Source organism: Actinoplanes sp. OR16, assembly GCF_004001265.1.
Classification (GTDB): domain Bacteria; phylum Actinomycetota; class Actinomycetes; order Mycobacteriales; family Micromonosporaceae; genus Actinoplanes.
In genome coordinates this window covers 23,556-36,987 of the sequence record NZ_AP019371.1, presented here as the reverse complement: position 1 = coordinate 36,987, position 13,432 = coordinate 23,556, and the positions used below count along the sequence as shown (strand labels likewise).

Genomic DNA, 13,432 nt, shown 5'->3' with positions numbered 1-13,432 from the left:
GGCCTGCGGCCGGGGACTGCTGGTTTGATGCCGCCCGGTATACCTGGTGGAACCATTTCGAGGGTTGACCCGGAGCGGGAGCGGCGACGGTCGGTGCGGTACCACCGGTGTGGACACGGTCGCGGAGACGGTGCCGAGATTATCGAAGAAGCCAGCCCGGCGGCCGTCGCGGCTGGACCCGTGCAAGCAGGCAATGGGCGGCAGTCCTGTGCGCGCGCCGCGAAAACAGCGGCACACAGTTCGGCGGATCTGCGCACGGCTGATCGACGAGCACGGCCTGCACGACGTGTCGTACTACGGTGGTTCCGGGTTGCGTCGCGGACCGGAAGCCGCAGATCCGGACGGAGGCGGGCCGAAGGGCCTGTCGCGGTGTTCTTCCCGCAGGCCAACCACCTGGGCGCAGGGGCGGAGGTAGGCCTCGGCGAGGCCGTCTAATCCGGCACCGGCGCGACCACGATCCCGCAGCGCCTCCTCCGGCGCACGCTCGGCCGCCGCCGCCGCCGGCGGCCGGTGCGGTGATCGTCGGGCAGCCGAGGGATGCGACCATCCGCGCCGGCAGGGCGGTTCGGATGCTGGTGTTGAGGCGTTCGGCGGCGACGGCCCGCCAGGCAGTGGCTGCTTCCAGCCCCTGGGCCTGTAGTGGGGAGTTAACGCGGAGGCCGGCGTCGGTCAGCGGGGCGCCGATGCCGACTGACGTGCCGGCTCCGCTGCTGCCGCTGGCGTTCTCCGTACCTCTCGCCGTCGAGTTGGCGTTCAAGCAGCGCAGTGCGGTTCACCGCGTGGGTGAGAATGCATCAATGCTGGATTTGTCATCCTGAGGCCGGAACGGGGACGCCACGATCGACCGGCCCCACCCCGGGCAATGCCTCTCTACTTGAAAACGTCGTCGCTGATGACCACCTTGGCCCAGCCGGGAAGTTTCGGGTCGCAGACACAAATGTCGGTCGGGAACCCGCCGTTACGGACAACGTTCGCGATTGCCTGTACTGTCTTCAGTTCCTTCGCCGGCGTGTAATCAACCTTGCCCGTCGTCTTACCTGCCGCGTCCACCGACGCGGAAACGGTCACACCGTCGATGAGCCCAGGGATTTTCACGCTGACTGGCAGCGAGCACGTGAACTTGCCGCTGTCGCCCGGTTTCGGGTTCGCCGGCCACGCCACCGTCACTTTGCACGACGTGCCCAGTGGCACCGTCACACTGGTCTTCAGCTCCCCGAAATTCACATGGTCACGTAGCAGGTTCATTGTGAAAATCAGGTCCCCGCCGTCGCCGCCGTATACGACGTTACCGAGGGGGTTCGCCCTGATCATCGGCGGCATGATGACGTCCGACCCGGCGTTGCCGTAGAAGTAGCCGTACCCGGAAGGACCGGTGCCGATCAACACGTCGTTACCCGGACCGCCGTACACGCTCTCCGACGACCGTCCGGCGGACGAGCCACCACCTCGCGTCCACACGATGTCGTTACCCGGCCCGCCTTCTGCGCTGACGCTGCCGGTCCCGGCCAGGATGGTGTCGTTGCCTGCCGCTCCGGTATCCGTCGGGTCCTTCAGCCCGGTCGTCGGGTTGTCGCCGTAGATCAGCTCGTCGCCGGCTCCCGCTTCGATGTAGTCGGATCCGGACCCGCCGAACAGATATTCACGCGACGCGGCGCCGTACAACTTTGTCGTTGCCGGGCCCGCCGTAGATCGTGTCGACGCCGCCGTTGCCACGGATCACGTCGTTGCCGGCACCGCCACAGATCACATCGTTGCCTGACGTGCCGGTGATCGTGTCGTCTCCCGTCGTGCCATAGATGACTCCGGTGGTCCTCGGGCACGCGGCGCGGGTGGCTGCTTCCGCACTGAACGTGGGGACGGCCGCGGTGACAAGGACAGCAGCGGTGATGATCGCAGGCCAGCGTAGTCTCACCTGCACCACAGAAGCCGGTCCGTATCCGGGACGGAAGACCCCGATCGGCGGATCTGGTGTGCCAACTTCGCGGCGGCGGCGACCACTGTCTGGTTTCGATCAGCCGATGTCGGGACATGTCCCGCCCGTGACGATCCAGAGCTCACCGGGCTGCACCGTGGCGCGGGCCGGCTTTCGTCGATGGCTTCGTTGGACAGCTCCCCATGCGTCGCCGTGAACGTCGGCCGCGGGCAGGTGGGCGGGTAGGCGACGTACCGCTGTTGGAGTGTGGCGAGGGGTTCGAGGAGCCACGGCCGGTCGACGGGGCTGAGGTCGTGGCCCGGGAGGGGAACGATGGCCGGCAGCAGTGAGCTGCACACGAACACTGCGAAGGTCCAGGTTCAGGTCAACCGGGGAGTCTGCGGAACAGCGCTTCGAGGTCCTGTTCGCCGTCCCGGGTTTGGGCGCCGTGGGCCAGTCCCGCGCTCATGAGTTGCGCTGTGGCGGGCCGGAAGACGAGCCCGGCCCACGCGTCGTTCTCCCGGGCTAGGCCATCGGCGTGATTGCGGGGGGCGATGGCCTGTTTGGCCGCGGCGATGACGCCGTCGGGCAGTGCGGCGATATTGCCGGCGAGCCGGTCGACGAACGCGTCCAGTTCGTGCGCGGGGAGCGCGCGGTTGATCCAGCCGTACCGTTCGGCGGTCTCGGCGTCGTACAGGTCGGCGCCGAGCACGATCTCCAGCGCGCGGTTGCGGCCGACGCGTTCGGTGAGGTACTGAGTGGCGCCGCCGGCGGGGACGATGCCCATGAGTGCTTCGATCTGGCCGAGTCCGGCCGGCCCGATCGCGGCGAACGCCATGTCCGCGGCCACGACGAACTCAGCACCGCCGCCGCGCGCCTTGCCGGCGAGTTTGACGATGGTCACCTGAGGCTGCTGGCGTAGCTGTTCTCCAATGGCCTGGAAGAGGTTGACGCCTTCCGGCAGGTCGGGCATGAGAACGGCGAGGGCCTGCTCGGTGGCGGTCATATCGACGTGAGCGAGGAAGAAGTCCGGGTCGGCGCTGTCGAATACGATCACTCGGACGGTGTCGTCGCCGGCCAGCGAGGCGAGGAGGTCCCGCAGGTCAGTCATGACCGCGACGCTGAGGATGTTGATCGGCGGGTTGTCGATCGTGACGTACGCGATTGCGCCCTTCTGGCTGACCCGCAAGGTCTGGTAAGCGGTCTGCTCCACTGCTCTCTCCCTAGGTATATGGCAAGACCTTGGTTCCTGCTGTATACCTAGACTGATTCCGGCTCGGACCAGCGTCAATAACGCACTTCAGGCATACCAGGGAACGCGGAGGATACCGCCATGGCTACTTCTGAGGCCGTTTACAAGGCCATCGCCGAGGATGAATTGGTGTTCCGGTCTGATTGTCCGAGCCGGTCGATCCTCGATCAGATCGCCGACAAGTGGTCGATGATGGTGATGGCAGTCCTGGCCGAGCCGCGCCGGTTCAACGAGATCAAGCGTCGCCTCGAGGGAGTGACCCAGCGCGTGCTCACCCAGACCCTGCGGCGGCTCGAGCGCAACGGGATGGTCGAACGTCGTGTCCTGCCGACCTCGCCGGTCGGCGTCGAATACTCGCTGACCGCGCTCGGCGAATCGCTGCGCGAACCGTTCGGCAGGCTCTACGACTGGACCGTCGCCCACGCACCCGAGATCCAAGCCCGGCAGCGCGACTACGACCAGCGCGCCCAACGCTGACGGCCGAGCCGCAAAGTTGAACTGGAAAGAACGCGATGCTCACTCAGGACGAAATGCACCCTCGATGAACTGACCCCTGCGCCCGTAGACCTTCGGTGTGTGCGACAGGTCACCTCCATCGCTGCTTATAGCTGGTGGAGCTGGATGGCGTTGCTGGTCGGGCATGAGGGTTCTCCTGACTATCCGAGGCTGTTACCGGAGCGGTGGGTGTTCGACGCGCAACCGGCGTGTGGCTTTTTCACAGGAAGTGCAGCCCGCCGTCGACGTTGAGCGTCTGACCGGTGATGAATGCGGCGTCGTCGGAGGCGAGAAAGAGGATCGTCCCGACCAGGTCCGCCGGCGTCTCGTCACGATGAAACGAGCGCAGGTCTCGCTGCGTCTGCAGTAGATACTTCGCAACGCGCTGCGCACTCTGATGCAAGCGATGGGCCTGTACCTGTACGCACCGATCGCCGCCGACGACGGAGCCGGCCGACCGCGAGCCTGACCGCCTCGCAGGGGGACGGTTTCCGGCAGGAGTCTCATCGATGCTTGGCCGCTCGCGCGGACGGCTTGTTCGAGTTGAACCTCGAGAAGCCCCAGGTCACGCCGTACCGGTCAAGCGCAAGGCGGGCGGACGACGCGGTGGCATGGTGGACATCGATGGGTTCGCTGCCCCGTCGAACTGCTTACCAGGGCACCCTGCCGCCGTCGTCGAAGAAGCCGCCTGTCGGGCACTCGCGGCCCTGGGTGGCCAGCTGCACCACGATCGCTGCGCCGTCGGCTGCGGTGCGGGTCAGCCGGAACGGCAGCCCTCGGGCGAAATCTGTGTCGCACGCGCCGGGCGCGACCGCGTTCACCAGGATCCCGTCACGGGACAGAGCCTTGGCGTATTGCACCGTAAGCATGTTCAGCGCGGCCTTCGACACCGGATAGGCCAGTGACCCCGGCATCCGGCTCAGGTAGTGGGTGGCGTCGGTCGTCCAGGTCATCGACGAGGTGCCGCTGGAGACGTTCACGATCCGGGCCGCGGATGAGCGGCGCAGCAGCGGCAGCATCGCCTCGGTCACGGTGATGACACCGAACAGGTTCGTCTCGAACACCGTCCGCATCCCGTCGAGCCGGACCGAGCCCGGTGCCTGCGCCTCCAGGTCGCCGGCGATGCCGGCGTTGTTGACCAAAACGTCGAGGCGGCCGAACCGGCCTCCGATCTCCTCGGCCGCCGCGGCCACGCCGCGCTGGTCGGTGACATCGAGGCCAACCGGGTACGCCTTTCCGCCCGTCGCGGCGATCTCGGCCGCGACCGCAGCGCCCTTGTCCAAGTCCCGGGCGCCGACAAGCACCGTCATCCCGAGCTCCGCGAACCTGCCCGCGACGGCCCGTCCGATCCCCTTGTTCGCCCCGGTCACCAGCGCGACTGTTGCATCATTGCTCATGTGCCCATACGACCCCTGCCCGGCTCCGCAGACCAGGATCGGACCGGTCTCGAGCGATACCCACATGGTATGGATGTCGAGACCCGGGAATTACGCTACTTCGTCGCCGTCGCCGAGGAGCTGCACTTCGGGCGGGCCGCCCGCCAGCTCGGGATCGCCCAACCGCCGCTGTCTCGGGCGATCCGTCTACTCGAACGCCGGATGGGGGTCACCCTGCTGGAGCGCACCAGTCGCAACGTGCGCCTCACTGCGGCCGGCGAAATGCTCCTGGCCGAGGGACGCGGCGCACTGGGCGCGGTGGCCGCCGCGGTACGCCGTACCCGACGGGCGGCCGCCACCACTCCTCGCCTGGTCCTGGCGCTCAAACCCGGCGCTGACGCCGACCTGTTGCGCCCCATCCTGAACCGTTACGCCGCCGTCCCTGACGCGCTCCCTGTCGACCTCGCCTTCAGCGTCGGCGAACGCGCCGCAATGGTCCGCGACGGTCGCGCCGACCTCGCGCTCCTGCACCGGCCGCAGAACGACCTGACCGGCCTGGACAGCGACGACCTACACGTCGAGGGCCAGGTCGTGGTGCTCCCGGACCGCCACCCTCTGGCCGCGCGTACCGCTGTGTCGATGGCCGACCTCCGCGACGAGACCCAACCCCGCTGGCCGGAGGCCCGCCCCGGAGTGACCGGCCACCCCATCACCGACACCGACCACCTGCTGCAGCTCATCCTGCTCGGGCGCATGGTCGCGGTGCTCCCCGAATCCGTCCGCGACCGTCTGCCACCGGGCACGGTCAGCCGCCCGGTAACAGACGCCGAGCCGGCCACACTCGTGATCGCCTGGCCTCAAGCATCCACCTCGCGACAGATCGCCGCCTTCGTGCGTACCGCAATCTCCGCCACCGGTGCGCCTCACCAGGCCTCTGGTCTACGGTTTCGGGCACCGTCGACGCCCCGCACCGCTGGCGATCCGTCCTTGGTGAACTGACAGTCCCCTCGCCGTTCACCCGTTCACGTTGCGCAGCCGTACCGTCTCGAGGTAGTCCCATAGGGCGCGCTCGCGCTCGACGTTGTAGGACTCGTTCGATGAGGGCGTCACGCGGGTGCGGTCGACGTACGAGCCCGACGGTGCGGCCGTACGCCCGGTGACGGTGGCCGCGAGTCGGCGCCCGGCCGTCGCGGCGTTGTCGATGGCGGGCGTCAGCGTGAGCAACGGCACGACCCGGTCGTTGAGGAAGCGGGCGAAGGGCTTGGCGTGCCGGCCGTGTCCGGTAGCGGGGACCAGGCCGGGGCTGTGCGCGACGATGTCCACGCCGTGGGGCAGGCGTCTCGCCCACTCGTGTACCAGGTACATCGCCGCGAGCCTGCTGGTCGCGTACGCGGTGTACCCGGCGGCGACGGTCGCCGGCGACGGGAAGGCGCCTGGCAGGGCGAGAACGCTCGGGTCTGCCCAGCGTGGTGCCGGGGTCAGTCCGTATGTGTGCCGCAGATCCCCGAAGTGGGTGCCACTGTTCGTGAGCACGATCCGGGCCGGGCTGACGAACCGGGATTCGAGGGCGCGCAGCAGCAGATGGTTGGCGAGCACGTTCACGGCGAACGTCGTCTCGAGGCCGTCCGGTGTGGTGTGCAGGGCATCGGTGAACTGGACGCCCGCGTTGCCGACGAACCCTCGCAGCGGCGGCAGGTCTCCCGCGTCGAGCAGAGCAACCACGGCGCGACCGGACGACTCGACGCTGTCGATACTCGCCAGCTCGGTGTCCACGACCGTGACCCGGTCGTCGGTCCGCAGCTCACGCATCGCCTCGGCGCTGGTGGACTCACGCGCGAGGACGACGAGCCGGAGCTCCGGGTCGTCGTGCAGCAGGTTGGCAGCGGTGAAGCGTCCGATCCCTCGGGTCGCGCCGGTCATGACTAGCGTGTGCATATCGTTCCGTTCCACTTGGATGGCAGCGTCGGCAGAGTTTTCACACTCGGTAGACGCTGTGGACTGTCGGGCACAGGAAAGCGGCACAAGCGCGACCGGCATCCGTACGTGGCATCGCCGATTTCGAAATTGATGGCGGCCGCCATCTCGGAGCGGCAGCCGCCACAAGTGGCTTTCTTGTGCCGGTGACGCTAGAGCGATCACTTCCGGAAAACGTCACCGCAGAGTGGACAGTCCGCTGTCCCTCTCAAGGGGGACTGACGCGGGCATCCCGAACTGTCGCCGCCGTCGACGAGCGGTTTCCCAGTAACCGAAAGAGAGCACGGAGGCAGCAGACATGGCCGTAACCCTGGTGAACCCGAGCGGGCTGCCCGAGATCCCGATCTACCGACAGGTGTCGGTGGCAACCGGGTCGAAGCTGATCCACGTCGCGGGCCAGGTCTCCTGGGATGAGCAGGGCGCGCCGGTCGGCGACGGCGATCTCGCCGCCCAGGTCGAGCAGTGCTACCTGAACGTGGGAACCGCCCTGGCCGGCGTCGCTGTTCGGCATCGTGGCGCTCGACGTGCCGGAGCACCTCGTTGGGGATCGACAGCAAGGATTTCGGGCGCTTCGGGGCCTCGCTCACCGTGAATCGGCGTCGCAGCTGCAGGTGGCGCAGACGCTCGGCATCGATCGCACCACGATGGTGGCGTTGCTGGACGTGCTCGAACGCAAAGGCATCATCACGCGACGAACCGATCCCGCGGACCGACGCAGGAACGTCGTCGAGCACACCGAACATGGGCTGCAGACCTATGACGCGGCGCGGTCGCGCAGAGGGAGGCCGAGAGTGCGTTCGGCATCGCTGCTCCCCGCAGGCCATGTTCACGATCCTGCGCCAGCCTCGTCCTTCGTCGGCCCTTGCTGTGGCGATCCGAGATGAAACGTCTGAACCGCTGTCAACGATGGGCCTCGAGCCATCCCTGAACTTCCGCGATCACCCGCGGGTCTGGTTCGCCCAGTTCGTCGGCGAACTTCGGCGACATGTTCATGGTGTGCCCGATGCCCGGATAGATGACCACCTTGTGGTCTTTGTTGCCGGCCGCTGCCAAGGCGGCGTCTGCGGTGAGCGCCGCTCGGGCCGGGGTTTCCAGGTCGTTCTCGCCGTTGAGTAAGAGCGTCGGGCCGGAGAACCGGGGCAGTGCCTTCCCGGCGTCCGGGAAGCGGGCGAGGTCTTGGATGTATCTGACCAGGAGGGGGTCCAGGCCGGGGATGGCCGGGTAGGCGTCGATTCCGGTGATCGTGCGCAGCACCGCGCCGGCCTCGGTGTCGATGGCGATCTGACCGTCGTGGTTTCGGTCGGTGCTTGCCTTGACCTTCTTGCCGTCGAGCAGGACGGAGCGGAACAGGTCGGCGACCGGTTGAGGCTGGCCCACCAGGCCGTCGGTGGCCTCGGTGGCGGTCAGCCGGCCGTCGCCGTCGAGGTCGAACTCGTCGTGTAGCTGCAGCGGCAGGCGACCGTAGATCTGGAACGTCAGGAGTTGCTTCACAGGCTTGCCGAGGACTGCCATCGCCACCACCCCGGCCGGCTTCGGGACGCCGAATTTGTGCGGTTCGGCGGCGAGGTTGGCGGCCACGTTGGTGCCTTCGCTGTGGCCGATCAGGAAGATCCTCGAAGGGTTCACTCGCGGTGATCTGGCCGCGAACCGGAGCACCGCGGCAGCGTCCTGCTGGGTCCGGTCGTAGGGACGCTTCGGCTCCAACTGGGCGGTATCAGTGGTGCGTATCGGCCCGATGTCGCTCACCCCGCGCTTGTTGAAGCGCAACGTCGCGTAGCCCGCACGGCCGGCTGCCTGCGCAAGCCCCACGAAGGTCGAGCCCTTGCCGCCCGGCAGCGTCTGGTTCATATCGTTGCGTCCGCTGCCGTGCAGGAACACGACCAGCGGTAAGCCTCCCTGGGCAGCGTTCGGATAGGTCAGTTCGGCCTTGGTGACCCAGCCGTGGCCGAGGTCGATCCGTACTTGCTCGCGGGTGATGTCGTCCCAGCCGGACGACGCGGTGGGCTGGGAAGATACGTCGGCGTTGGCGACCCCCGCACCCGCGGTGAGCAGAGCGGCACAGGCGAGAACGATGAGCGGCTTTCTCATGTCAATTGTCCTTGTTCGGCGATGGCCGACATCGTCAGGTGGGGCCGCGGCGGCGATCGGAAAAGGCGCGGCCCCACCTGACGAACGGGCTCAGCGGGCGTTGCAGAGGGCGTGGTCGATCAGGTCGGTGGTGATGTCCACCGTGGGCATCGGCACGCCGGGCTCCGGTTTGAGCGAGTCGGTGTTGATCGACACGGTGACGCTGCGGGAACCGTCCGGGGTGACGCCGTTGCGGGTCATGAACCCGGGGATGTCGCCGCCGTGGCTCCAGTAGCCGCCGCACGAGTTGTCCGCCCACACGATGCCCAGGCCGTACCGGGCGCCGGGCCACCTGGCCCGCAGCCTGTCATCGGTCTCCACGGTGCGAAGCATCTCGGCGAGCTGGGCGGGCTTGAGCACCTTGCCGGTGATCAGTGCCCGCAGGAAGGTGTTGGCGTCGTCCGCAGTGCTGATCATCTCGCCGGCGGGGCCGGCCAGGGACGGGTTCAGCAGCGTGGCGTCGATCGGTTCGCCGTAGCGGGGATCCTCCGGCGTCGCGTCCGGGCCGGGGAACCGCTGGTAGCCCACCGGGTGCGGGCGCGGAATCGTCGGGGTGGTGCCCGGCAGGTAGGTGTCGCGCAGGCCGAGCGGCCGCACGATCCGGTTGCGGACCTCCTGCTGCCAGGTCCGGCCGGTGACCTTCTCGATGATCATCGAGGCGACGACGTAGCCGGTGTTGGAGTAACTCCACCGCGTGCCCGGCGCGAAGTCGGCCGGGAACTGCATGGCAAGGCCGACGAGTTCGGCGTTCGTCCAGGTACGCAGGCGCGACTGCTGGAATCCTTCCTCGGTGCCCAGAGCGGCCATGGCGTTGGTGTACTCGGGCAGGCCGCTGGTGTGCTGCAGAAGCTGCCGCACGGTGATCTTCCGGCCGTCGTTGCCGTTGCCCCGGATCAGGCCGGGCAGGAACCGCTCGACCTTGTCGTCCAGCGACAGCTTGCGTTCGCCGACGAGCTGCAGCACAGTCGCCGCCACAAACGGCTTGGTGTAGCTGCCGATCCGGAACTTCGCGTCCCACGCGATCGGGGTGCTCTTCGCGATGTTGCCGTAGCCACTACGCACCCGGATGTCACTGCGCGAGGTGTCCAGTTCGACCAGCACGCCCGGCGCGCCGTACTTGCGCAGCGCGTTGGCATCGGCCTGCAGAGTGGCGCTCAGGCTCGGCCGGAACGCGGCTGGCGTCAGCGAGCTGGGGGTCGTGGCCTGAGCGGCTCCGATACCGACGACGGCGGCTCCCACTACCGTCGACGCGACCATGGCGGTCATCAGTGATTTCCTCATGCCGACGACGCTAGAGAGATCGAAGAGGGAAAACGTCACCACTCAGTGGACACTCGTCTGTCCCTCATCCGGGGGACAGACCGTCCGCCACACTGGTGTCGGTCCGTGGCTGGCTTCGGGCCAGACGCTAGCGAAATGAAGATCTCCGTTTGACCTTATTTTGCGGTTCAGCCCGCCGCGATGATCAGCCCCAGCGCGGCTTTGATCTGCCGCTGATGATCGGCCGAACCCGGCGGTGCCGGGTCTTTGTCCCCCGAGCGAGCTACCCGCAGGTGTCCACCGCGAGGTGACGATCTCTGGCTTGTTGATCCATAGCATTTTCCCAGCGCGGTGCCCCGGCCGCTCTGGTGAAGGAGCCGTTATGCGTTTCGTGAAGCAATTCCTGGCCGTGCTGGCGGTCATGGTGGTCGGTGGCCAGGCGACCGCCGCGGTGCAGGCCAATCCATGGCTGACCCTTGCTGCCGGCTTGGTGTCGGCGGTCCTGACCGTCCTCACCTACCGCTGGGTGGTGCGGCGTACCGAGCATCGCGACGTCTCCGAACTCGCCGGCGGCGGCACGCGGTTCGCTGCGGGCGCACTGATCGGCGCTGCGATGTTCGCGTCGGTCGCTGTCAACCTGGCCTTCAACGGCGACGTGCACTTCGTCGGCGCCGGCTCGGTGTCGAACACGTTCGGCATCTTCGGGTTCATGGCGGCCGCCGCAGTGACCGAGGAGGTGCTGTTTCGGGGTGTGCTGTTCCGGATCGTCGAGGAGCGGCTCGGCACCTATTCGTCGCTGATCCTGACGGGTGTGGCGTTCGGCGCGATGCATCTGTTCAACGAGAAGGCCACCCTGTGGGGGGCGCTCGCCATCGCCGTCGAAGCCGGGTTCATGCTGGCCGCCTGTTTAGCTGCCTTCCGTAACCTGTGGGTGCCGATCGGTTTGCACTTCACCTGGAACTTCTTGCTCGCCGGCGTCTTCACCCTGACGTCGTCCGGTAACGGTCTCGGCCAGGGCCTGATCCAGGTCACGATCACGGGCCCGGAGTTGTTCACCGGAGGCGATTTCGGCCCCGAGGGCGGTGTGGCAGCGGTCGGCGCGGGCACCCTGCTGACCCTGATCTTCCTGGTCATGGCTCACCGCCGCGGTCACATCGTACGGCCGGGCAGCCGAGGAGCCGGCGTCGCCGCATACGCTACGGTTGCTCGATGATCGACATCGGCAGGGTTGCGGCGTGGTGGCGCAGGCTCCCGGTCCCTGCCCGCGATCTGCCCCTGGCGCTGGCTCTCGCCCTGGCCTCGCTGGTGCCTGCGGTGAACAGCCACGGCACCCAGGTCGGCGACGTCCCCACCCGGCCGTTGGACGCGTTCGCGTTCGCCGTCGTCGCCGTGGAGTGCCTGCCGCTGGCGATCCGCCGGCGCTGGCCCGCCGCCAGCCTGGCGCTGGTGTCCCTCGGGTTCGCCGCCGACCAGCTCCGCGGGTACCACACCCTCGCCGCCACCGCGCTGACCATCGCCGTATTCAGCGCGGGAGCGCACCTGGAGCGGTCCCGGCGTACCACCGTCGTGCTGGTCTCGGCCGCGTACGTGACGCTGGTCCTAGCGCTCACCGGCAACGGCGCGGCCGAGAGTCCGGCCGGCTTTGCCACCTTCTACGCGGGAATGGCGGTGCTGTGGTGGTTCGGCTCCTCCCTGCGGACCGCCCGCGCCGCCGAGGTGGAACGCCGCCGGGCAGTGGCCGAAGCGAGCCGCGCAGCCGAGCGCACGCGCATCGCCCGGGAGCTACACGACGTGGTCACCCACCACGTGACGGCGATGGTGGTGCAGGCAGAGGCGGCACGCTACCTGACCGCCCACCCAGAACGCCTGGCGCAGACCCTGACCGCGATCACCGATACCGGTCGCCGCGCCGTATCCGACCTGCGTAACCTGCTCGACCTGCTGAACCCGGAGCACGGCACTGAGCCGCGCACCCCGTCCGTCGGGGAGCTTCGTGCCCTGGTGGAGCAGACCCGGCAGGCCGGGCAGCCCGTCGAGTTCACCGAGGACGGCGACCTCTCGCAGACGTCCGGCAGCACCGAGGTCGCGGTGTACCGGGTCGTGCAGGAAGCACTGACGAACGCCCTCAAGTACGCGCACGGCAGCCGTACCGCCGTCCATGTGCGGCACGCGCCGGATGTGACGATGGTGGAGGTCAGCACCGAGGGCCCGGGGTCGCGGCATGCGTCCCCGGGCGGCAGCGGCCGCGGCCTGGCCGGGCTGCGCGAGCGCGTCGGCGTGCTCGGCGGCGAGTTCAGTGCGAGCCGCGCCGTCGACGGCGGGTTCGTCGTGCGCGCCCGCATCCCTGCCGGGAGCCCGTCGTGACAGCGCCGGTCCGGGTGCTGGTCTGCGACGACCAGGCGCTGATCCGGATGGGCTTCACGACGATCATCGACGCCCAGCCCGACATGGAGGTGGTCGGCGAGTGCGCCGACGGCCGCGCCGCCGTCGACCTGACCGCCCGGGTACGGCCCGACGTCGTCGTGATGGACGTGCGAATGCCGGTGCTCGATGGCATCGAGGCCACCCGGCTGCTCGCGGGTGCCGGTGTCGCCGACCCCGTTAAGGTCCTCGTCGTCACCACCTTCAACCTCGACGAGTACGTGTACGAGGCGCTGCGCGCGGGCGCGAGCGGCTTCCTGCTCAAGGACGCCCCGCCGGCCCAGCTCCTGCACGGCATCCGCACGGTCGCCACCGGCGCTGCACTGCTGGCGCCGGAGGTCACCCGGCAGCTCGTCGGCCGGTATGCGGTGCGCATTCGGCCCGCGGACGACGCCACGGGCGACCCAGCGCTGACCCCGCGCGAGCTGGAGGTGCTGCGCCTGATCGCGAACGGCCTGTCCAACGCTGAGATCGCCGCGACGCTCGTAATCAGCCAGGAGACCGTCAAGACGTACGTGTCGCGCATCCTCACCAAGCTGGGCCTGCGCGACCGCGTGCAGGCGGTCGTCTACGCCTATCGCCAGGGCTTGGTCACCTAAAGACCTTCGCTGATGT

Annotated in this window: 14 protein-coding genes and 1 pseudogene; 7 read left to right on the top strand and 8 right to left on the bottom strand. The window is 68.2% G+C overall.

Annotated features, from left to right (window positions below; translation table 11 throughout):
- Positions 1-870: 870 nt before the first annotated feature.
- From EP757_RS00155 to EP757_RS00145, 3 genes are all read right to left on the bottom strand, one after another.
- Complete coding sequence (locus EP757_RS00155) at positions 871-1,662, bottom strand: hypothetical protein (protein WP_127542186.1); 792 nt, start codon at positions 1,660-1,662, stop codon at positions 871-873.
- Positions 1,640-1,921: a hypothetical protein gene (locus EP757_RS00150; RefSeq protein WP_197725495.1), complete on the bottom strand. Its 282-nt coding sequence runs from the start codon at positions 1,919-1,921 to the stop codon at positions 1,640-1,642. Before EP757_RS00150 ends, EP757_RS00155 begins: the two co-directional genes overlap by 23 nt.
- A 376-nt stretch (positions 1,922-2,297) precedes the next feature.
- Positions 2,298-3,125 (bottom strand): enoyl-CoA hydratase/isomerase family protein, encoded by an 828-nt coding sequence (locus EP757_RS00145; protein ID WP_127542184.1) that lies wholly within the window; start codon positions 3,123-3,125, stop codon positions 2,298-2,300.
- Between the two features lie 120 nt (positions 3,126-3,245).
- On the opposite strand from EP757_RS00145, the gene EP757_RS00140 reads away from it, so the two are divergent.
- The gene (locus EP757_RS00140) at positions 3,246-3,641 is read left to right on the top strand and encodes a helix-turn-helix domain-containing protein (RefSeq protein ID WP_127542183.1); all 396 of its coding nucleotides are present in this window, start codon (positions 3,246-3,248) and stop codon (positions 3,639-3,641) included.
- Between the two features lie 238 nt (positions 3,642-3,879).
- Here EP757_RS00140 and EP757_RS44410 read toward each other — a convergent pair whose 3' ends face one another.
- Both EP757_RS44410 and EP757_RS00130 read right to left on the bottom strand, forming a co-directional pair.
- Positions 3,880-4,062, bottom strand: a complete 183-nt coding sequence (locus EP757_RS44410) for an SDR family oxidoreductase (protein WP_255435392.1) — start codon at positions 4,060-4,062, stop codon at positions 3,880-3,882.
- Between the two features lie 247 nt (positions 4,063-4,309).
- Positions 4,310-5,056, bottom strand: a complete 747-nt coding sequence (locus tag EP757_RS00130) for an SDR family NAD(P)-dependent oxidoreductase (protein ID WP_127542182.1) — start codon at positions 5,054-5,056, stop codon at positions 4,310-4,312.
- Between the two features lie 69 nt (positions 5,057-5,125).
- On the opposite strand from EP757_RS00130, the gene EP757_RS00125 reads away from it, so the two are divergent.
- On the top strand, positions 5,126-6,034 hold the full coding sequence (locus tag EP757_RS00125; RefSeq protein WP_127542181.1) for a LysR family transcriptional regulator: 909 nt from the start codon (positions 5,126-5,128) through the stop codon (positions 6,032-6,034).
- A gap of 15 nt (positions 6,035-6,049) precedes the next feature.
- Here the strand turns inward: EP757_RS00125 and EP757_RS00120 are convergent, their stop codons facing one another.
- Entirely contained in the window at positions 6,050-6,955 is a 906-nt protein-coding gene (locus EP757_RS00120) for an SDR family NAD(P)-dependent oxidoreductase (protein WP_232050295.1), read from the bottom strand.
- A 352-nt stretch (positions 6,956-7,307) separates the two neighbouring features.
- On the opposite strand from EP757_RS00120, the pseudogene EP757_RS00115 reads away from it, so the two are divergent.
- Together EP757_RS00115 and EP757_RS00110 are read left to right on the top strand one after the other, a co-directional pair.
- Positions 7,308-7,508, top strand: a pseudogene (locus EP757_RS00115) (RidA family protein); the annotation flags it as partial.
- Positions 7,509-7,521: 13 nt separating this feature from the next.
- The gene (locus tag EP757_RS00110; protein ID WP_232050294.1) at positions 7,522-7,893 is read left to right on the top strand and encodes a MarR family winged helix-turn-helix transcriptional regulator; all 372 of its coding nucleotides are present in this window, start codon (positions 7,522-7,524) and stop codon (positions 7,891-7,893) included.
- Positions 7,894-7,909: 16 nt separating this feature from the next.
- Here EP757_RS00110 and EP757_RS00105 read toward each other — a convergent pair whose 3' ends face one another.
- Both EP757_RS00105 and EP757_RS00100 read right to left on the bottom strand, forming a co-directional pair.
- Positions 7,910-9,097 (bottom strand): alpha/beta fold hydrolase, encoded by a 1,188-nt coding sequence (locus tag EP757_RS00105; protein ID WP_127542178.1) that lies wholly within the window; start codon positions 9,095-9,097, stop codon positions 7,910-7,912.
- 90 nt (positions 9,098-9,187) lie between these two features.
- Entirely contained in the window at positions 9,188-10,417 is a 1,230-nt protein-coding gene (locus tag EP757_RS00100; RefSeq protein ID WP_127542177.1) for a serine hydrolase, read from the bottom strand.
- A 361-nt stretch (positions 10,418-10,778) separates the two neighbouring features.
- Here EP757_RS00100 and EP757_RS00095 point away from each other — a divergent pair, with 361 nt between their 5' ends.
- Genes EP757_RS00095 through EP757_RS00085 form a run of 3 tightly spaced genes read left to right on the top strand, consistent with a single transcriptional unit; the run spans position 10,779 to position 13,416 of the window.
- On the top strand, positions 10,779-11,609 hold the full coding sequence (locus tag EP757_RS00095; protein ID WP_127554012.1) for a CPBP family intramembrane glutamic endopeptidase: 831 nt from the start codon (positions 10,779-10,781) through the stop codon (positions 11,607-11,609).
- On the top strand, positions 11,606-12,760 hold the full coding sequence (locus EP757_RS00090) for a sensor histidine kinase (RefSeq protein WP_127542176.1): 1,155 nt from the start codon (positions 11,606-11,608) through the stop codon (positions 12,758-12,760). The genes EP757_RS00095 and EP757_RS00090 overlap by 4 nt, the downstream gene beginning before the upstream one ends.
- Positions 12,757-13,416: a response regulator transcription factor gene (locus tag EP757_RS00085; protein WP_127542175.1), complete on the top strand. Its 660-nt coding sequence runs from the start codon at positions 12,757-12,759 to the stop codon at positions 13,414-13,416. Before EP757_RS00090 ends, EP757_RS00085 begins: the two co-directional genes overlap by 4 nt.
- Positions 13,417-13,432 lie beyond the last annotated feature (16 nt).